Raw genomic sequence first — 18,682 nt, forward strand, 5'->3', positions numbered from 1 at the left:
CCACGGTTACTGAAACAGAGCATCGGCCACATATTTGGCAGTCGCGGTCAGGTCACCCATCAGCGGCGTGGCTCCCAGAACCACAATCGGCACTGTAATCAGGGCGACATAAGCTCCCAGCATGCCCGGCATTTCGAGCGGGCGGCGCTCCACTTCCGGCGGAGTGATAAACATCGCTTTCAGCACCCGGAGGTAATAGAACAGACTGAAGACCGCATTGAGCCCCCCCGCCACCAGCACCACCCACAGGAACCAGTGGACGGTTCCCGCTTTATACGCCGAGATAAAGATCAGCAGTTTGGCAAACGCACCACCAAAGGGCGGAATGCCTACGAGACTGACAAAGCTGATGGCCAGACAGATGCAGAGCACCTTGGTGGTCGTGTTTCCCTGGAACAGGCCGTTGTACCCACTGATGTCTTCGCGAAACGTCTCGTTGCGGATGAGTGCCACACAGGCAAACGCACAAAGATTCATGAACAGATAGACCGCCAGGTAGTACATGAGCCCCTCCATGCACTGACTGGCGTCGGCTAGTGGCTGGACAGGGCTGCCTGCGGGAGCATTCATCAGAATCAGCATGGCCGACACTGCCATCGCCATGTAGCCGGCATGTGCGATTGTCGAATAGGCCAGCATCCGCTTGATGTTGTCCTGTGCATAGGCTGCCAGATTTCCATAAGTCATCGACAGGATCGCCAGCACTCCCAGAGCCAGCCCGAACATCGTTCCGAGCTGTCGCGTCGCTTCGGAAGCGGCTTCGAATCCCAGAACAAACCGGACGAGCACCGCAAAAGCGGCCGCTTTAGAGGCCACGGACAGAAACGCACAGACTTCGGCCGACGCTCCTTCGAAGGCATCGGGACACCAGAAGTGGAACGGGACCAGCGACAACTTGAAGGCCAGTCCGCAAAGGACCATCAGCAGCCCCAGCATCAGGGTCACGACCGCAGCGGTCGGTGGCACGATCGATCCAGATCCCAGCACGACAGCCACGCGGGCTCCCATCTCTGGCAGGACGGCTGTTCCCAGCAATCCCGAAATCAGGCTGATTCCGTAAAGCATCACCCCGGCCGCACCGGCCCCGTAGACCACATATTTCAATGCGGCTTCCCCTGCCTGTCGACGTCCCTTCTGGAAAGCGACCATGACATAACTGGGAACGCTCATCATTTCGATCGACAGAAACAGCATCAGCAGGTGGTTGGTGCCAGCTGCCAGAAGCATGCCGACCGTTGCCCCGAGCAGCAGCGTGTAGAAGTCCTGCCCATCTTCTTCATCGGGAATTCCGCTGAGAATCGTCAACGCGATGAGCAATACAAGGAACAGCGTCAGACCGAGCCGGAAAAAGACGGCGAACTGATCATGCACAAGCAGGTTCGTGAAGTAAGGGCCGACGGTGCCGACGCCCGCTTCGGTAATGCCGCAACATTCATACAGCGCTGTTAGAACATTCGCCGAGTCTGGTCCGACCTTCAGATACATGAACTGCGCAAAGACAGCGAGGAACGCGAGCAGGCTGGCTGTCAGCGCGACAGCGTTCGTCGGCAGTCGCTTTTGCAGATCGAGCATTCGCACGAACAGCAGCACCACGAGGCCCACGCTGAGGATGAGTTCGGGCACGAAGATCTGCAGCGACCGGGGAAGGTCGTGCTGGGTCAACTCTTCGATGAGTGTGGTAACGGACATGGCGAGTGGCCGGTTCGGTTTCAGTGCGCTGGGGCAAGGGCGGGACGGGAAGCGGGTTGCCCCGCCCGACGGCTCAGGACAGGTTGCATCACGGGCCTGCCAGCGGGCGGCTGACCTCCCCTTCCTGTTCGACAGGCAGGGACGTCAGCGCCTGTGGAGGCCGATGCAGTACGGCATAGCCGCTCGACATCGATTTCGTCAGGTTGACCACCGTTTTTTCCATGAGACCCAGCATCGTATAGGGGAAGATTCCCAGCAGGATCGCAAACACCACAAGTGTCGCCGCTACAGAAGTCTCGCGACCATTCATCTCGGTCAGATCTTCAGGGTGCGGGCCTTTGTATTCAGGTCCCAGGTAGACCCGCTGAATTGTCCAGAGGATGTAACCGGCGGTCAGGATCACACCGGAAGCAGCGATAACCGCCAGCAGCGGACTGAAGTTCCATGTACTGAGCACCACCAGTGCCTCACCGATAAATCCGCAGAGCCCCGGCAATCCCAGACCTGCGAAAAAGAGGACGACCGCCAGCCCGCTGTAGAGCGGCATCTTCTGCATCAGGCCGCCAAATTTATTGAGATCACGATGATGGACCCGGTCGTAAATGACACCGACCATAAAGAACATTCCGGCAGAGGAAATTCCGTGGCCCAGCATCTGGAACATCGCGCCCGACAGTCCCATCTGCCAGTGATTGATGTTCACAGTATCGCCACTGGCTTCGTTGATTTTCCAGACCGCCAGGCCGACCAGCACGTAGCCCATGTGGCTGACGGAACTGTACGCGACCAACCGTTTGAAGTCGGTCTGCGCCATGGCGGCGAATGCACCATAGATGATGCTGAAGACCCCCAGAGCGACCAGTGCATAACCTGCCACCTGGGCTCCATACGGGCAAAGTGGCATCGCGATGCGGACAATCCCATAGCCCCCCATTTTCAGCAGGACCCCCGCGAGGATCATGGAAATTGGTGTCGGAGCCTCGACGTGGGCATCGGGCAACCACGTATGCACGGGGAACGACGGGAGCTTGATCGCGAAGCCGATAAACAACAGCCAAAAGGCGATGATTTGCATCGTCCGGGTGAACTCACCCGCCTCACCAATTTTGGCGAGGGTCATCAGGTCGAAGATGCTCTGGTGTCCTGACAGTGCGGATGAAGCACTGTCGAAGTAGAACATCAGAATCGCGATGAGCATCAGAACCGAGCCGGCCAATGTATACAGAAAGAACTTGATGGCGGCATATTCCCGACGGGGACCACCCCAGATCCCGATCAGGAAGTACATGGGTAACAGCATGACTTCCCAGAAAACGTAGAACAGGAAGAAGTCGAGCGCCAGAAAGACCCCCAGCATGCCGGTTTCCAGCAGCAGAAACAGCACGAGGTAACCGCGCACTTTGTCTTTGATGCTCCAGGAGGCGAGCATGGCCAGCATGCTGATCAGGCTGGTCAGCAGAATCAACGGCAGGCTGAGCCCGTCGACACCCAGCTTGTAGTTGATGTTCCAGGTCGGGATCCACGCTTTGCTCACCAGCATCTGCATGGCCCCGTTCGCGGCATCAAACTGGCCCCAGATCCACAGCGTCAGCACGAAGGTGGCAGCGGTGACTACGAACGCGAAGGTCCGCATCGCCTCTTCCGCTTTCTTGTCAAAGGCGAACAGAAACAGGGCGCCGATCGTCGGGAGGAAGATCGTCAGGCTCAGCAGCACGGTAGGATTGGACATGGCGGCGATTGGCTTCGAGAAACTCTGGAAATGTCCGACAAATCGAACTGCAGGTCGACCCCGGAACAGGGGCAGCCTGCCGACAGGCTCAATGCCCAGGCAGCAGGGTAAACAGGATCAGGAACAGGGCGACCACACTGACAGCAATGAACGTGATGTACTGACGCAGCTGCCCGGTCTGCAGCTTGCGGAACGTTTCTCCCAGAGAATGCGTGGCATCACCGAGAATATTGACGAAGCGATCGACGATTCGTTCGTCAAACACGCGGTCCCATTTGGCAATTGCCACAATCAGCCAGGCCAGCCAGCTGACAAAGGCATCGAGCACATATTTGTCGAAGGCCTGCACCCAGCTCGAAATGACGTGGACCGGCCGGACCCAGACGACCTCGTAAAGTGTGTCGAATCGCCACTTGTCGAGCAGAAACTCGTGCGTGCCCCGAAACTGCCGAGCGATCAGGGCCACATCCACCTGACGGGTCGCATAGAACAGATAGGCCAGCAAGGTTCCGGTAAACGCCACCAGCAGTGCCGCTGCGCCGGCCAGGACGTGGTGATCATGAATCTGGATTCGACTGGGGAAGCTCAGCACTCCCAGACCGCTGGTCAGTCCCGCTTCGACGTGACTGGGCTCCGCCGTGTGGAGCAGCCGGACGAGAGGACCATTTTCGCCGGCAGAGCCAATGAAGATGGCGAAGAACGACAGCACCAGCAGGGGAGCCGTCATGATTCGGGGCGATTCATGGGCATGGTCGTGAACGTGGTGATCTTTCGGCGTCCCAAAAAAGGTCATGAACCACATGCGGAACATGTAGAACGCTGTAATGCCGGCGGTCACCAGCGGTACCAGAAACAGCAGGGCGTGGGCCGGATTCAGATCGACGAACGACAGAGCCGTTGCGAGGATCGAATCTTTGGAGTGGTAACCCGAGAACGCAATCGGTCCGAACCACGGCAGCGGAATGAGGGGCACGGCTAGTCCGCAAATCGCGACCACTCCGACGAACATGGTCCAGCAGGTCACCGGCATCTTCCGGGCCAGCCCCCCCATGCGGGTCATGTCCTGTTCATGATGGCAGCCATGAATCACGCTGCCGGAGCAGAGGAACATCAGCGATTTGAAGAAGGCGTGAGTGATGAGGTGGAAAAGTCCTGCCATCCAGCCCCCCACCCCCATTGCCAGCATCATGTAGCCGAGCTGGCTGATCGTGGAATAGGCCAGCACTTTCTTAATGTCGGTCACAACAAGAGCAATCGTGGCCCCGATGAATAGCGTGATGCAGCCGGTATAAGCAATCACCAGCAGTACATCCGGCGTGAACATGCAGTAGAACCGCCCCACCAGATAGACCCCCGCCGCGACCATGGTGGCGGAATGGACGAGTGCCGAGACGGGCGTCGGCCCTTCCATCGCATCGGGGAGCCAGGTTTGCAACGGGAACTGGGCGCTCTTGCCGACACAGCCGGCAAAAATTCCCAGACCGGCAACCGTCAGCAGCCAGTACGGAATCGATGCCGGTCGGCTGGCGTTCAGGTCGGAACCCGAATTCTCAAGTCGGCGGCCACCATCCTGAAAATAAACGAGCCGATCCATGCCGACCCCTTCGGTATCGAGTTGACCGGCCGGGGTTCTCACCATTTGAAACAGTCCCCCCGGCCCGGTTGTCTCCGGACCGGTCTGGGCAAACTGGAAGACGCCAAACCACGTCCACAGAATCATGAGCCCGATGAGGAAGCCGAAGTCCCCCACGCGGTTCATGATGAAGGCTTTATTGGCAGCTGTGCTGGCGGAATGGCGTTCGACGTAGAACCCGATCAGCAGGTAACTGCAGACCCCCACCAGTTCCCAGAAAATGAAGACCTGGAAAATATTTCCGGCCAGTACCAGCCCGAGCATGGCGAAGCAGAACAGCGACAGAAACGAGAAGAAGCGGTAGAAACGCCCCGGCCGATGAAAGTGACGGCCGCCGGGCAGATGAACCGAATGGTCTTCATAGTTCGTGGTCAACTCTTCGCTCATGTAGCCGATGGCAAACACATGAATGCAGGTCGCGATCAGCGTCACCATCGCGAACATCACAACGGTCAGACCGTCGATGAAATAGTCCAGCGAGAGATCAAGCTGGCCAAACCTGGCGAGCCGGTAATAGGTTCCCGTGAAGGCCGCTTTGAGAGGATTGTTGGGAGTCGACGGGGAGGCTGCTGCGTGATGCTCTGCCGTCGTGTGTTCCTCCGCGACGGCAGTTCCGTCTCCGGAATGTCCCGCTGCATGGTGAGCGGGCGCCGCGGCGAACAGGGTCACATCGGCGGCGTGAATCCACAGACAGAGGGCAGCCAGACTGAGGAGAAAGCCGGTTCCGATACAACCGACCGCCAGATAGGCCGCCGCTTTGCTGGTGCGGGAACTCCAGCGGGCTCCAAAGACTTCAACCACAAACCCGAACAGCGGGAGGAGCCAGGCTGTTGTCAGCAGCCACTTCAGCGTCGTGCCGACATGCAGGAATTGTTCGGGAGGCATCATTTCTCGCCGCGTGAGAACTTTGGATCAATTGGATCGATACGTCATTCCGAACTCGAAGTCACTTCAAATCTGGTCCGACGCTGCAGCAGAATGACCAGTCGTACTCAATTCTTCAATTCATTCGCCTGATCGACATCGATCGTCAGGTGGTTGTTATAAAAGTTAAGGGCAATCGCCAGCGCCACCGCCGCTTCCGCAGCGGCCAGGACGATGACGAACAGCGACATCACCTGTCCGTCGAGCCCAAGCACCCCATACCGGGAAAAGGCCACCAGGTTGACATTTGCCCCGTTCAGGACCAGCTCCACCCCCATCAACACCCCGATTGCATTCCGCTTGGTCGCCATGCACACCACGCCGCAGACGAACAGCACTGCTGCAACGGCCAGATAAGCATTTAAGGGGACGGTATGCATCGTGATTGAGAAACGTTCGAGGAATTTCGGGGCTGAATGGAAAACGAACTGAGCTCAGTTCTCTTCAGGTGATTGAGTCGCCAGACGCTGCGGGTCGCCGCTTGGCTCGAGCCAGATACGCAGCCCCCACCAGCACGACCAGTAAATGGACGGAAACAATTTCGAATGGAAGCAGATAACCAGTGCTGCCGGCATCGGGATTTCGAGACTGTCCGTGAGCGGCGGCGTGATGCAGATCGCGGTCAAACCGGAGTCCCAGCAACGCGGTTCCGATCGGACGAGTGGTGTTTCCTTCCCCTTCCGGGTTGTAACCGGTTTCAGCGGGGAGCTGACTTCCCGCCGCCACGAGACGGGTGTTGATTTCCTGCCAATTCACAGACAGGACGCTCGCCATGACCACAAACAGAAACGCGAGCCCCACCGCTCCCCCCTGCAGCAGTTCTCCTGGCGTCGTTTTGATGGACTGGAACGGAGCACTGGAGGTGAGCATCACGCCGAAAATCAGCAGCACCACGGTGCCACCGATGTAGATCAGCACCTGTGTGGCCCCGACAAAGTCCGCGTTCAGCAGAAAAAAGAGGGCCGCCACCGAACCGAGGGAAATCACCAGATAGAATGCCATCCGGACGACATTCTGGCTCAGCACGACTGCCAGAGCCCCCCCACAGGCGAGCGCGGCGTACAGGATGAACATTGCCTGTTCCATCAATGTCCTCCCTGCGGGGCTGCATGCTGTTCGGCCGAAGTCTCAACTCGCGTTTCGACGGGAGTTTTCGCAATCACTTCGTGAGGCCGGGCGGCTGGAACCCGTTCTCCGGTCGGCTCGAAAAAGGCAAACAGCGTGGTGCGCTGCACAGTGCTGGCCAGCACCAGCGGCCAGATCACTGCTCCCAGAAACAGGAAGCAGCTGATCGGAACCAGGTATTTCAGGCAGGTGGTCATCACCTGATCGATACGCAGACGGGGCAGGGTCCACCGGATCCAGATCTGCACGAAGACCAGCAGCGAGGCTTTTTTCAGCAGAATCACCATTCCGATAACGCGCGAAAGATACGCCATTGCGGGCGAGGTGTCATTCAGAGCGACCAGCGCCTGATCGATCGGTGCGATCCCCGTCCACCAGCCACCCAGAAAGAGCAACACCCCCAGCATGCTCACGAAGAACATCGCGGCGTATTCGGCGAGGAAGAAGAACGACCACCGCATCCCCGAATATTCAGTATGGAAGCCACCGACCAGTTCGCTTTCCGCTTCGGCGAGGTCGAACGGCGCCCGCTTGTTGCTGGCCAGTGTGACCGTGAAGAACACAAAGAAGGCCAGAAACGTAAAAACGTTGTGAAAGACAAGCCAGTTCGTGAACCAGCCTGACTGAATTGAGACGATCTCACCCAGATTCATCGTTCCCGCAACCACGACCGGGACGACAGCCGTCAGCCCCAGCGGAACTTCGTAGCTGACCATCTGGGCCGCTTCCCGCATCCCGCCAAACAGCGACCACTTCGATGCGCTGGAATATCCCGCCAGCACGATCCCCAGCACTTCCAGGCTGAGCACCGCAAGCGCCACAAACAGGCCGGTATCGGCTGCCACCGACGCCCAACCGTCACTGAACGGGATGAAAATGAACGCAGCAAACGCCGCCACAACGACAATGTAGGGCGAAATCCGGAACAGAAACTGGTCCGCCGCCTGCGGCGCCAGATCCTCTTTCTGAATCAGCTTGATTCCGTCCGCCAGCGATTGCAGCCAGCCGAACCTTCCCCCGACGCGGGTTGGACCGAGACGGTCCTGAATCCGTCCCGCCACTTTCCGTTCCGCCCAGATGAAGACCAGAGCGGGGAGTCCGAAGAAGGCGCCCACGAGTGCGGTATGCACAATCGCGACGATCAACGAGGGAAGCCAGCTGGGTGAATCACCCAGCCGTTGACTGATCCAGGAGGTCATTGAGGCTAATAACAGAGATTGCATTCAGCGATGCCTGTCTGCTTTCTCGCGACCAGTCCACGATTCCCACCCACGGTCATCTACAGACAGTTTTGCCCGCAGCTTGATACGCAGGAGGCGACACAGATCAGCGCAGAGTTATGACAGAACAGTCAGGGGGTTTCAAGCGACCGAATCCCCGTTACCGCAGGTGGGAAAATCGGTTCGGGAATCTTGGGCCCGGAGCACTTAGGACATTCTCTCTCATCTCGCGAGCTCACTGCGCCAACGCGGGCCGATCGAGCCTCCTCGGCCGGCAACCCAGTGCATCTTGACCTGTTTTCCAGAATCCCGGTACAGTCCGCGCCGATTGGGGTCCATTTCGGAAACGAAGCCTGCTGTCACAGGCTGGTTCATTGACACAATTCTCTGCAGCACTGAATTCTCTTCGATATGCGTGCCTGGCTGATCCATCCTGCCGAACCGGTGCCGACTGACGGTGACGTCAGACTGTTCCGCTACGGACTGCTCTGCCGACAGATGGCAGCGCGGGGGATCGACGCGACGCAATGGGCCTCCACGTTTAATCATTTCTCCAAGACACAACGCGCGGATGGTCCGGTGTCCCGACAGGTGGAACCCGGCTACCGTCTCGAATTGATTCCCGGCCGCTCCTACCAGCGACACGTGGGATTTCGTCGCATTGCCTCCCAGCGGGATGTGGCAGCGGGCTTTCGTCAACGTGCCCGCGAAGTCGCCCGGCCCGATGTGATTCTCGTCTCGCTGCCGACGCTCGAGCTTGCGGAAGCGGTGCAGGACTATGCCGCCGAGGCCAAAGTCCCGGTTGTCGTCGATATCCGCGATCTCTGGCCCGATGTCTTTCTGACAGCTGTCCCTGCCGCACTTCGAAAACTCGTCGCACCGCTTCTCTGGGGATACGAAAAACAGGCCTGCCGCATTTGCCAGCGGGCTCACTCGCTGATTGCGGTCTCGCGGGATTATCTCGACTGGGGACTGCAGAAGGCCCAGCGGCAGGCCTGTCCGATGGATCGAGTGGTGCATTCCGCCTATCAGCAATACTCCCTCACCCAGCGCGACCGGCGGGAATGCCAGGCGAACTGGGAAGCCCGAGGCATTACCGGACGGCGGGCACTGCGCTGCTGTTTCTTCGGCACACTGGGGGAAAGCGCGGGGCTGGAGGTCATCGCCCAGACGGCCCGGCGCCTGCTCCGACTGACTCACGACGACATCGAGTTTCTGATTTGTGGCGGCGGCCCCCGCGAACAGGAACTGAAGCAGTTAATCGGCGACCTGCCTAATGTCCGGTATCTCGGCTGGGTCACCTCCCGCGATCTGGCCTGGATCATGGAACGGTGCGATGTCGGCTTCGCGGCCTACGCTCCGGGTGTTCTCCAGTCACTGCCGAACAAACCGATTGAATACCTGGCCGGCGGCCTGCCGGTGCTGACGACACTCCGCGGCGAACTGGAGTCGCTGCTTCGCGAATACGACTGTGGTGAAGCCTGCGACCCGTCAGACATTGACGGCCTGAGCCGCTGGCTGATCCGCATGAAAGAAATGGAAGGCCTGCGCAGCCGCCTGCGGGCGAATGCTGTGCGACTGTTTGAAGAACAGTTCAATGCCACCCATGTGTATGGGGCACTGATCGATCACCTGACACAGATCGCCGGACAGGATGAACGTCGGCGTCTGTCGCGAGCAGCCTGAATTCAAAATCGTTTCCGCAAGCATCCCAAGGACGAGATGATGGAAGCCACTCAGCCGTTTCACAATCCCTATGATCAGCCGAGCCTGGTGAAGCGCGTGGCGACGCCGATTCTGCAGGTGCTCAATGCGGTGCTCCCGCAGAAAGCCTACGACGCCATCTATTTCCCGGCGTTCGGAACTTATCAGTGGACTCTGCGATCCGCCTACGCCGGCAAAATCCGGCAGGCCCGCCGTCGGGGTGATCAGACAGCCGCCCTGAAAATGGAGCGGGTCCATCGTGTGATGAAGTATTCACTCGTCGGCACTCCCGGACTGGAACATACCCATGACCTCGCGCAGGATCTGGTGAACCGCAATGTTCCCGGTGCGTTCGTGGAATGCGGTGTGGCACAGGGGGGGTGCGCAGCGCTGATCGCTCAGGTCGCCAGCGGCGACAAGGCATCCAGAGATTGCTGGTTCTTCGACTCCTATGAAGGATTGCCGGAACCGACCGAACTCGACTTCGAGGGGGGCAAGACCGGCCGGCACATTCGTCCGCTGCCGAAAGGTTCCTGCCTGGGAACGATCGAACAGGTTTCGCAGCTGCTGTTCGAGGAAATGAAACTCTCCCGCGAGAAGATTCATCTGATCAAAGGCTGGTTTCAGGACACCCTGCCGATTCAGAAAGCGAACGTCGGCCCGATCGCTCTGCTGCGTGTCGACGGCGACTGGTATGACTCCACGTGGTGCGTTCTGGAAAATCTGTATGATCAGGTCTCGGAATCGGGTTACGTACTGATCGACGACTACTGCAGCTGCTATGGCGCCCAGAAAGCGACCGACGAATTCATGAAGCAGCGTGGCATCAATGCGACCCTCGTCCCCGATGGGCGGGGCGGCGCGTCATTCCAGAAGCCCCTGCAGTCCGCTGCCCGGAAAGTCGCTTAGAGCTGCCACCCATTTACAGATTGCCCCACGGTGGAAATAGACAGGCCCCCGCGGAGCTGGAGTCAGTCGTCCGGTATGGATTTCGTGAAACGCACCTTCGACATTCTGCTGGCACTCATCGGCATCGTCCTGTGTGGGCCGGTCATGATCGCCGCAGCGCTGCTGATCCGCATGACCTCCCCGGGACCTGTCATCTATCGTGGCGTGCGGACCGGACGGCACGGAATTCCGTTCCACATCTATAAGTTCCGTTCCATGCTGGTGAACGCTGAACAGCTCGGCGGAACTACAACCGGCAGGAACGATCCCCGCATCACTCCTGTCGGGGCGTTTCTGCGGAAGTACAAGCTCGATGAACTGCCGCAGCTGTTCAATGTGCTGTTTGGTGACATGAGTTTCATCGGCCCCCGTCCGGAAGTGGCCGAGTACACCGATGCTTATTCCCGTGAAGAGCGCGCGATCCTTTCGGTGCGTCCCGGAATTACAGACCTCGCCTGTCTCGAATTCAGCGATCTGCAGTCACACGTCGGAACCGACAATCCCGACGAAGTGTTTCGACGTCAGATTCTGCCTCGCAAAAACGCGCTGCGGCTGAAATATGTCCGTGAGCAGTCGCTGTGGCTTGATTTGCGAATCCTGTGCAAAACGGTCTTTCTCGTCGCCTCCAAACCTTTCAAGCGCGCACCGGCGCATCATCATGGAACTCGTCAAGCTGCCTGAACTCGAACTTCCTGTCTCGCGAATGGGCCTGGGTGGCTGCCCTTTGGGTGGTCACGGCTGGGGACAGGTTGAAGATTCGGAGTCGATCGCAGCCGTTCGTGAAGCCTACGAACAAGGGGGCAATTTCTTCGACACCGCCGACGTGTACGGCTTCGGACATTCGGAACAACTCCTCGCCGAAGCGTTGGGAACTGCGCGGCATCGGGTGATCATTGCCTCCAAGTTCGGCGTCCGTCGACTGGAAGGAAACCGGATTACGAAAGACGCGAGTCCGGCCTACCTGCGGAGTGCCCTGCAGCAGTCCCTCAGGCGTCTGCGCATCGAACGCCTTCCACTCTACTACCTGCATTGGCCCGATGGAAAAACGCCCATCGAAGAGACAATGCAGGAACTTGCACGCTGCCGCACCGAAGGTCTGATCGGGGGAATTGGATTGTCCAACGTCTCCGCCGACGAGCTGGAACGGGCCTGTCAGATCACGCTGATTTCCGCCGTGCAGGTGCAATACAGCCTCGTCGACCGTGCCCCGGTCAACCAGCTGCTTCCCGTTTGCCAGAAATACAGCATTCCGCTGGTCACGTGGGGATCGCTCGCTCAAGGGCTGCTCACCGGAAAGTTCAACGCACAGTCACAGTTCGCCGCCAACGACCGCCGCAGCCGCTACGAGAACTTCCAGGGGACGAAGTTTCAGACCAATCTGCAAATGGTCGCGTTGTTGCAGCGACTCTCTGCGGAAACCGGTCGCACCCCGGGACAGATCGCCATTCGCTGGCTGCTGCAGACCCCCGGCGTGGGGAGCGTTCTGTTTGGAGCAAAACGACCGACGCAGGTGTCGGAAAATCTGGGAGCCATGGGATGGACCCTCACTCCCGAGCAGATGCAGCTGTTGACCAACTGGACTCCTCACCAGGACAGCTCAGGGATGCAGGCCGCCTGAGAACAGGTGGCCCACTCGTCAGGAAGACGGAAAGACCATGAAGACCGCAGCCGAATGCCGGGAACTCGCTCGCAGAATTCGCATGCATGCCGTGCGTATGACCAGCTCGGGCCAGAGTTCCCATGTGGGAGCCGTGCTGTCGATGGCGGACATCATGGCGGTGCTCTATGGAGCCATTCTGAACGTGAATCCGGCCGACCCGCGCATGGCCGGGCGGGACCGCTTCATTCTGTCGAAAGGTCACGCCGGGGCGGGTGTCTACGCCACGCTGGCGGAGTGCGGCTTCTTTCCAACCGACTGGCTGAAGACACATTACCAGAATGGTTCGCTCCTCAGCGGACATGTATCCCACAAGGGAATTCCCGGCGTCGAGCTCTCCACCGGCTCACTGGGACACGGCCTCTCCGTCGGCGCGGGAATGGCCTACTCGGCAAAAATCCGCAGCGCGGACCATCGTGTGTTCGTCCTGCTCAGCGACGGTGAATGCGATGAAGGGTCGAACTGGGAAGCCATTCTGTTCGCAGCCCATCATCGACTGGACAATCTCGTGGCGGTGATCGACTACAACAAGCTGCAGAGTCTGGCGCCGGTCTCCGAGACACTGGGACTTGAACCTTTCGCAGACAAGTGGATCAGCTTCGGCTGGAATGTGCGGCAGGTCGATGGCCATGATCACGCGGCCCTGATCGAAGCCTGTTCCCACACCGCGAACGACGCCGGCCGACCGACGTGCGTGATTGCCCATACCACCAAAGGCAAAGGGGTCTCCTTCATGGAGAACACCGTCAAATGGCATTACCACAATGCGCAGGGAGCCGAACTCGAAACCGCTCTGCGTGAACTGGAACAGGCTGCCTGACGTTCCTCCAGTCCTCAATATTTGCCAACCCCTCGCGCTCCCGGAATCACCTGTCATGCGTAACAGTTTCGTTGACCGCCTGATGAGACTTGCCGAGCACGATCGCCGGATCGTGCTGATTACCGGAGATCTCGGCTACAACTGTTTTGAACCGTTCGCCGCCAAATTCCCTCGACAGTTTCTGAACGCCGGCGTCGCCGAACAGAATATGACCGGGCTGGCGACCGGACTGGCGCTCGAAGGGCATGTCGTCTTCACCTATTCCATCGCGAACTTCACGTTCATGCGTTGTCTGGAACAGATTCGTAATGACGCGGCTTACCATGACTGCAACGTGAACGTCGTGTCTGTCGGCGGAGGCTTCAGCTATGGGGCACTCGGTATTTCGCACCATGCCACCGAAGACCTGACGATCATGCGGTCCATTCCCAATACCACGGTCGTCGCCCCGGGTGACGACTGGGAAGCGGCGGAAGCGACCGAGGCGATTGCGAACACGCCGGGCGTCTCCTATCTGCGGCTCGATCGCAGTACCGCTGGTTGCACCCAGCGGCCGGCAGAAGAATTCGTTCTGGGGAAAGCCCGTCTCCTGCGGCAGGGGACGGACGTCACGTTCGCCGTGACGGGTGGCCTGCTTGAGCAAGTGCTGAAAGCGGCCGATCTCCTGGAGCAACAGCACGGCATCTCCTCCCGGGTACTGAGCATGCACACGGTCAAGCCCCTGGACGTCGAAGCCTTGAGCGCTGCCGCCCGCGAAACCGGTGGATTGATTACGGTCGAAGAACATCGGGTCGATGGGGGACTTGGCGGCGCTGCTGCCGAAGCACTGCTGGAACGGGGAGAAATCCCCCGATTCTTCCACCGCATCGGATTGCGGGCAGGCTTTTCCTCCACCGTCGGGAATCAACAATATCTGCGCAGCGTCTACGGGATGGATGTCGCCGCCATCTGTGCCGCAGCGCTGGAACGTCTTTCCCCCCGGCTGGCGATCCGGCGTGCGGGATGAAGCGAGTGAAGTTATGAAGCACCAGTTCTCACCGCGCGGAGTTGTCTCATTTCTCAATGAGAACGCACCCTGTGCGGCCACAAGAAGAGCATCCTGTTCGAGCATGCCCCGTCCTTGAAGTCACTGCCTCCTTCCCTTGCGACAGCTTGAGTCATGGCCATCAGGTTCGATCAACAGGAACTGCACACCGCGACACCTCCGAGACGCTCTCCCTGGCGTCAGCGGCTGATTGATGCCGAGCGAGGCTTCCGCATTGGGCTGCGGGCGGACAGTACACTCTTCGGTTACTTCTTTTACACGGGCATCGCTCTGCTGATGGCCACGGTCGTCGGACTCGAACGTCTGGAGTGGGCGATCCTGATTCTCTGTCTGGGAATGAGCTTCGCCATCGAACTGGTCCATCAGCTCTGCAAACAGCTGATCGTGGATTACGCCGAACAGCTCTCCCCGTCAACGCTGCAAACATTGAGGCTCGGTTCAACAGCCGCGGTCGCGGCTCACGTCACAGCGTTTCTGGTGACGGGCATTCTGTTGTGGCAGCGGCTCAGTCCCTGAGCGCAACGAGGTCGATGTCCTCAATCCTGACGGTGTGGCCGGGACCTCTTCGGCAGGCCGCAGCGGGAACTCTCTCCACCAGATCAACGGAAAGGAGGCGTCGCCGCGTGGCGGAAGAGGCGGCGTCAAAGATCAGCGTCCATTCAATAAATGGAACACGACCTCAGCACGAGTCAGGTCTCGGTCGGCGCATCGAGAGCCAGATGCCCCCCCTGCACCATTCTGCGGGTGACGGCCGCCTCCGCGACCAGAAGAGCCAATACCATCAGGATCAGCAGCCACCAGAGCTCTACCGGTGGACGCTGCGTCGTCTCCGCCTGCAGTGCCTGCCGCATCGATTCGATCTCTTTCAAACCGTGCTGCTGCAAATAGTCCTTCCAAGTTCCCTCACCAAAGCCCCGCAAGTCCGACTCCCGGCGGTCATCGTCCACGGCGAACGGAACAGAGAAGTCTCGTCCCGCCTGACGATCTTCGATCCGGTACAGCCCCGGGAGGAGAGTGTCACGAAACGTGGCAATCCGAAGTTCTCCCCGAGTCTGGATGTCGATGGTCCGATCACGCAGGCCCGGACCGAGCACGGAAAGCTGACCGACCCGCACAGACTCCGGTACCGTCACGACCAGCGGAGCCCCCACATCGACATTGCGATGGGAACTCTGAGCGGTGAGCATGAAGACCAGTTCATGCAGAAACGGCACGAAGTCGCTGCGAGCCGGGAATGTGCTCCAGTCGGCATCCAGTGGAACAGCGAACTGCAGCACCGATCCCCGCCCCAACGATCGTGAGACCAGCCAGGGTGCACCGTTCGACAAACTCGCCAGAATCTGAGGTCTGGAGCCCTCCTCGCTGGCCCCTTCGTTCTGGGCTTTTAACTCCCACCACTTGGAAAAGCGGGCCCGGTGGAAGTCAACCGCCTCCGACTGTCGAAACGGAGACAGCCATCCGGCCTGCAGGGAGAGAGGATCAACGGTCACGCCGTGGCCACCTTCAGGTTGTTGCTCGCTCTGAATCTCCCCCAGACTGGCCGGGAGCAGGGTCTGCAGGGAGAGCTGGTTCCATTCCGCTGCCTCCGTCTGATCTCCGGGAGCGATCACCAGGCCGCCCCCCTGCATCACGAACTGCCGCAGCAGTTCCCCCTGCTGCCGGGAGAGCGCGGCGACGTTGCACAGGAAGACGATCCGGGTGCGGCTCAGTCCTTCTGCGGTCAGCTCGGCTGGTCGAACGGATGTGGCCTGAATCCACGGCGACTCGGAATCCACAGCGGCAAATGCGGAAGCCAGAAAGAACGTTTCATCACGGGAGGGATCCACTCGCGGCGCGCCGTTTACCAGCAGCACAGTAATCCCCGATTCCACCTGAACCACTGCGTTGTTGCGGTCATCAGCCGGGAGATGGTCAGCGGGCAGCGAAAAGCTGACGACATAATCTCCCGGAGTGGCAAAGGTATAAGGGACTGCGAGCGTTGCCTCTCCATCGGGCAGCAGATGAACTGTCGTCGTCTTGTGCTCGATCTGCTGACCGTTGATTTCGAAGGTGACCGGCTGCTGCACCGGTTCTCCCCCCGATTGGCGGATCGTACTCCGGATCGTGACCGGAAAACCGGGGACAGTCGCACTGCGCGAGAGCTGCATCCGGCCGACAGACAGATTTCGTCGCGGACCCGGTTTCTCCAGCTGCACCACTTCGATGGCCGGCCTTGTCGGAAACTGCTCAAGCAGCTCCGTGACCCTCCCCCAGTGGGCCTCTTCCTGCGTGGTCCAGGGGAGCGACTGACGATCGGTCAACACGATCACCCGCCGCTGCGGATTCAGTGTAGTGGAGAGAATCTGCAGTCCCTCCGCAATGACCGGGACCAGCTGGCAATCCCCTGCAGGGGGCAAAATCCGGGACAGCCGGGCGCGAATCGCCGGCAGATCATTCTGTGGAGGAAACACGGTCCGCACCGGGCGGTCGCGGGCTTCCAGAACGGTGACGGTATCCCCGGGACGAATGGTCTCGAGCGCCTCGTGCAGCCATTGAATCGCCGCCTGATGGGGTGATTGAGGTCCCCCTGTCCACGCCATGCTTCCTGAAGAATCGAGGATGAACACGACATCCTGCGGAGGGGCCGACTGGAAACTGCCAAACAGTTTCCCCTGCCCCCACGGTCGCGACACCGCCAGCACGAGAGCGACGACAATGGCGATCCGCAGTAGCAACAGCAGCAGATCCTGCAGCCGGATATTCCGACGTGTCCGCTGCCCCAGCTGGAGGAACCGCATCGCTCCCCACTCGACCACATCAAACCGCCGCTTGCTGAGAAGATGGGCCAGAATGGGCAACCCAATGGCCGCCAGCCCCAACAGCATTGCCGCATGAAAGAAGCCGAACAACATAACTCTCAGCAGACCGGAGTGAACGGGAGCATCATCTTCTCGCTATTGTGACAGCCGTCGACGTATTCAGCGAGCGGAGAGACCACCGCTCTGGAGAATCCGGGATTTTGACCCAGCTTCCCGGGACTGCCTGATGACCGTTGCGAGTGATCTTCTGTGGAAAGTCAGTCAGGAGTCAAACCGGCCGACCAAAGTGAACCGTCATTGGCCTGAAAACTGCAGAGAGTCGAATCCAAACGGTCGCCGCTCCGACAGGAACCGCGAGCCTCTCCCACCTCCGCATGTTCCTGTTGTTGCGTGGCGGAAATTGTGCGATTCTTCGAAGATCGACACCCTCTTTCTTCCTAAAATCTGACATGAAAACGCAAGTTCAGGACATCCATCAGCCTCGCTTGGGACCGGCCGTACCGCCCGCACCCATGGCGGCGGAAGTCCGCCCGGAAGACGAATTTGCGAACTTCCTCACACATGGGTACGGGTTCCTGCTGAGTGTCCTGGGTTCGATCGTCCTCATGGAATTTGCCCTCAAGCACAGCCCCCCTCGCGTGCTGGCGGGATGCGGGGTCTATTGCTTCAGTCTGATCGGTCTGTATGGAGCCTCGACCCTTTCGCACTCCTTCTATGATCTGCGCTGGCGACGCTGGTTCCGTACGCTGGATCAGGCGTTCATCTACGTTCTGATCGCGGGATCGTTCACGCCGTACGCCACCGTCTTTCTGATGGAGGGGCGCTGGCCGCTGCTGCTGGCCGCCATGTGGTTTTTCGCGCTGCTGGGTGTGGCGTTGGTCCTGTGGATGCGGAATCTTTCCACACTCGCCCGGTTCACGTATGGAATACTCGGCTGGCTGCCGGTTTTATCCGTCCCCGAGCTCGTCCGCGTCGCCCCGATGAACATCCTGTTCTGGGTGCTCCTTGGCGGTGTTTTCTATTCCATCGGGACCATCTTTCTGGCGAACGACCGCAAGGTCCGGTACCTGCACGCGCTGTGGCACGCATTTGTCATTGCGGGGAGCACGTCTCACTACATCGCGATTCTGCTGCTGGTCATCTCGTGACCACCATTCCGGCGGCGCCGAGTCCCGAATCCCAAGTGTCCAGCGTCGGGCTCCTCTCCAAGAGCGACCTGCTCATCAGTCCGCCGTCTCTACTGGCGCTGCCCCAGGCCTGTTGATCTGTCTTGGAAACCTCTGCCGACTGCGCCTCTTTTCAAGCGCTTATCGATTCCGACGTTGTGTCGCGCTTCCTTTGATGCTTCCTCGCGGGGAAAATTTGACCCGCTTGCCGCAGGGGGTAGACT

General features: G+C 59.5%; 15 protein-coding genes. 8 read left to right on the forward strand and 7 right to left on the reverse strand.

Annotated features, from left to right (window positions below):
- Positions 1–6: 6 nt before the first annotated feature.
- The 6 genes from SH664x_RS05725 to nuoH form a co-directional block, all read right to left on the reverse strand.
- Positions 7–1,689, reverse strand: a complete 1,683-nt coding sequence (locus SH664x_RS05725; protein ID WP_437205799.1) for an NADH-quinone oxidoreductase subunit N — start codon at positions 1,687–1,689, stop codon at positions 7–9.
- Between the two features lie 88 nt (positions 1,690–1,777).
- Complete coding sequence (locus SH664x_RS05730) at positions 1,778–3,418, reverse strand: complex I subunit 4 family protein (RefSeq protein WP_437205801.1); 1,641 nt, start codon at positions 3,416–3,418, stop codon at positions 1,778–1,780.
- Between the two features lie 88 nt (positions 3,419–3,506).
- Positions 3,507–5,939: an NADH-quinone oxidoreductase subunit L gene (nuoL, locus tag SH664x_RS05735; RefSeq protein ID WP_437205803.1), complete on the reverse strand. Its 2,433-nt coding sequence runs from the start codon at positions 5,937–5,939 to the stop codon at positions 3,507–3,509.
- 104 nt (positions 5,940–6,043) lie between these two features.
- Complete coding sequence (gene nuoK, locus SH664x_RS05740; protein WP_437205804.1) at positions 6,044–6,355, reverse strand: NADH-quinone oxidoreductase subunit NuoK; 312 nt, start codon at positions 6,353–6,355, stop codon at positions 6,044–6,046.
- A 64-nt stretch (positions 6,356–6,419) separates the two neighbouring features.
- Positions 6,420–7,061, reverse strand: coding sequence for an NADH-quinone oxidoreductase subunit J family protein (locus SH664x_RS05745; RefSeq protein WP_437205806.1), 642 nt, complete (start codon positions 7,059–7,061; stop codon positions 6,420–6,422).
- Positions 7,061–8,323, reverse strand: a complete 1,263-nt coding sequence (gene nuoH, locus SH664x_RS05750) for an NADH-quinone oxidoreductase subunit NuoH (RefSeq protein ID WP_437205808.1) — start codon at positions 8,321–8,323, stop codon at positions 7,061–7,063. The genes SH664x_RS05745 and nuoH overlap by 1 nt, the downstream gene beginning before the upstream one ends.
- A 408-nt stretch (positions 8,324–8,731) precedes the next feature.
- On the opposite strand from nuoH, the gene SH664x_RS05755 reads away from it, so the two are divergent.
- From SH664x_RS05755 to SH664x_RS05785, 7 genes are all read left to right on the forward strand, one after another.
- Positions 8,732–10,006 carry a glycosyltransferase family 4 protein gene (locus SH664x_RS05755; RefSeq protein ID WP_437205810.1) on the forward strand — a complete coding sequence of 425 codons (1,275 nt, stop codon included), beginning with the start codon at positions 8,732–8,734 and terminating at the stop codon, positions 10,004–10,006.
- 36 nt (positions 10,007–10,042) lie between these two features.
- Entirely contained in the window at positions 10,043–10,933 is an 891-nt protein-coding gene (locus SH664x_RS05760) for a TylF/MycF/NovP-related O-methyltransferase (protein WP_437205812.1), read from the forward strand.
- A 75-nt stretch (positions 10,934–11,008) separates the two neighbouring features.
- Positions 11,009–11,653 carry a sugar transferase gene (locus SH664x_RS05765; RefSeq protein WP_437205814.1) on the forward strand — a complete coding sequence of 215 codons (645 nt, stop codon included), beginning with the start codon at positions 11,009–11,011 and terminating at the stop codon, positions 11,651–11,653.
- Entirely contained in the window at positions 11,631–12,590 is a 960-nt protein-coding gene (locus SH664x_RS05770; RefSeq protein ID WP_437205815.1) for an aldo/keto reductase, read from the forward strand. The genes SH664x_RS05765 and SH664x_RS05770 overlap by 23 nt, the downstream gene beginning before the upstream one ends.
- A gap of 37 nt (positions 12,591–12,627) precedes the next feature.
- On the forward strand, positions 12,628–13,449 hold the full coding sequence (locus SH664x_RS05775; RefSeq protein WP_437205817.1) for a transketolase: 822 nt from the start codon (positions 12,628–12,630) through the stop codon (positions 13,447–13,449).
- A 55-nt stretch (positions 13,450–13,504) separates the two neighbouring features.
- Positions 13,505–14,455: a transketolase family protein gene (locus SH664x_RS05780; protein ID WP_437205819.1), complete on the forward strand. Its 951-nt coding sequence runs from the start codon at positions 13,505–13,507 to the stop codon at positions 14,453–14,455.
- 153 nt (positions 14,456–14,608) lie between these two features.
- Entirely contained in the window at positions 14,609–15,010 is a 402-nt protein-coding gene (locus SH664x_RS05785; protein ID WP_437205821.1) for a diacylglycerol kinase, read from the forward strand.
- A gap of 173 nt (positions 15,011–15,183) precedes the next feature.
- Here SH664x_RS05785 and SH664x_RS05790 read toward each other — a convergent pair whose 3' ends face one another.
- Positions 15,184–17,385 (reverse strand): BatA domain-containing protein, encoded by a 2,202-nt coding sequence (locus tag SH664x_RS05790; RefSeq protein WP_437205822.1) that lies wholly within the window; start codon positions 17,383–17,385, stop codon positions 15,184–15,186.
- Positions 17,386–17,741: 356 nt separating this feature from the next.
- Between SH664x_RS05790 and trhA the strand changes: the two genes are divergently transcribed.
- Entirely contained in the window at positions 17,742–18,440 is a 699-nt protein-coding gene (gene trhA / locus SH664x_RS05795; RefSeq protein ID WP_437205823.1) for a PAQR family membrane homeostasis protein TrhA, read from the forward strand.
- Positions 18,441–18,682: the final 242 nt, after the last annotated feature.

The organism is Planctomicrobium aquicomposti (assembly GCF_051466325.1).
Classification (GTDB): domain Bacteria; phylum Planctomycetota; class Planctomycetia; order Planctomycetales; family Planctomycetaceae; genus Planctomicrobium.

Bases quoted from the DNA above. Each gene is read 5' to 3' on its own strand.
- SH664x_RS05725 (WP_437205799.1), bottom strand. From the start codon at position 1,689: ATGTCCGTTACCACACTCATCGAAGAGTTGACCCAGCACGACCTTCCC.
- SH664x_RS05730 (WP_437205801.1), bottom strand. From the start codon at position 3,418: ATGTCCAATCCTACCGTGCTGCTGAGCCTGACGATCTTCCTCCCGACG.
- nuoL (WP_437205803.1), bottom strand. From the start codon at position 5,939: ATGATGCCTCCCGAACAATTCCTGCATGTCGGCACGACGCTGAAGTGG.
- nuoK (WP_437205804.1), bottom strand. From the start codon at position 6,355: ATGCATACCGTCCCCTTAAATGCTTATCTGGCCGTTGCAGCAGTGCTG.
- SH664x_RS05745 (WP_437205806.1), bottom strand. From the start codon at position 7,061: ATGGAACAGGCAATGTTCATCCTGTACGCCGCGCTCGCCTGTGGGGGG.
- nuoH (WP_437205808.1), bottom strand. From the start codon at position 8,323: ATGCAATCTCTGTTATTAGCCTCAATGACCTCCTGGATCAGTCAACGG.
- SH664x_RS05755 (WP_437205810.1), top strand. From the start codon at position 8,732: ATGCGTGCCTGGCTGATCCATCCTGCCGAACCGGTGCCGACTGACGGT.
- SH664x_RS05760 (WP_437205812.1), top strand. From the start codon at position 10,043: ATGATGGAAGCCACTCAGCCGTTTCACAATCCCTATGATCAGCCGAGC.
- SH664x_RS05765 (WP_437205814.1), top strand. From the start codon at position 11,009: ATGGATTTCGTGAAACGCACCTTCGACATTCTGCTGGCACTCATCGGC.
- SH664x_RS05770 (WP_437205815.1), top strand. From the start codon at position 11,631: ATGGAACTCGTCAAGCTGCCTGAACTCGAACTTCCTGTCTCGCGAATG.
- SH664x_RS05775 (WP_437205817.1), top strand. From the start codon at position 12,628: ATGAAGACCGCAGCCGAATGCCGGGAACTCGCTCGCAGAATTCGCATG.
- SH664x_RS05780 (WP_437205819.1), top strand. From the start codon at position 13,505: ATGCGTAACAGTTTCGTTGACCGCCTGATGAGACTTGCCGAGCACGAT.
- SH664x_RS05785 (WP_437205821.1), top strand. From the start codon at position 14,609: ATGGCCATCAGGTTCGATCAACAGGAACTGCACACCGCGACACCTCCG.
- SH664x_RS05790 (WP_437205822.1), bottom strand. From the start codon at position 17,385: ATGTTGTTCGGCTTCTTTCATGCGGCAATGCTGTTGGGGCTGGCGGCC.
- trhA (WP_437205823.1), top strand. From the start codon at position 17,742: ATGAAAACGCAAGTTCAGGACATCCATCAGCCTCGCTTGGGACCGGCC.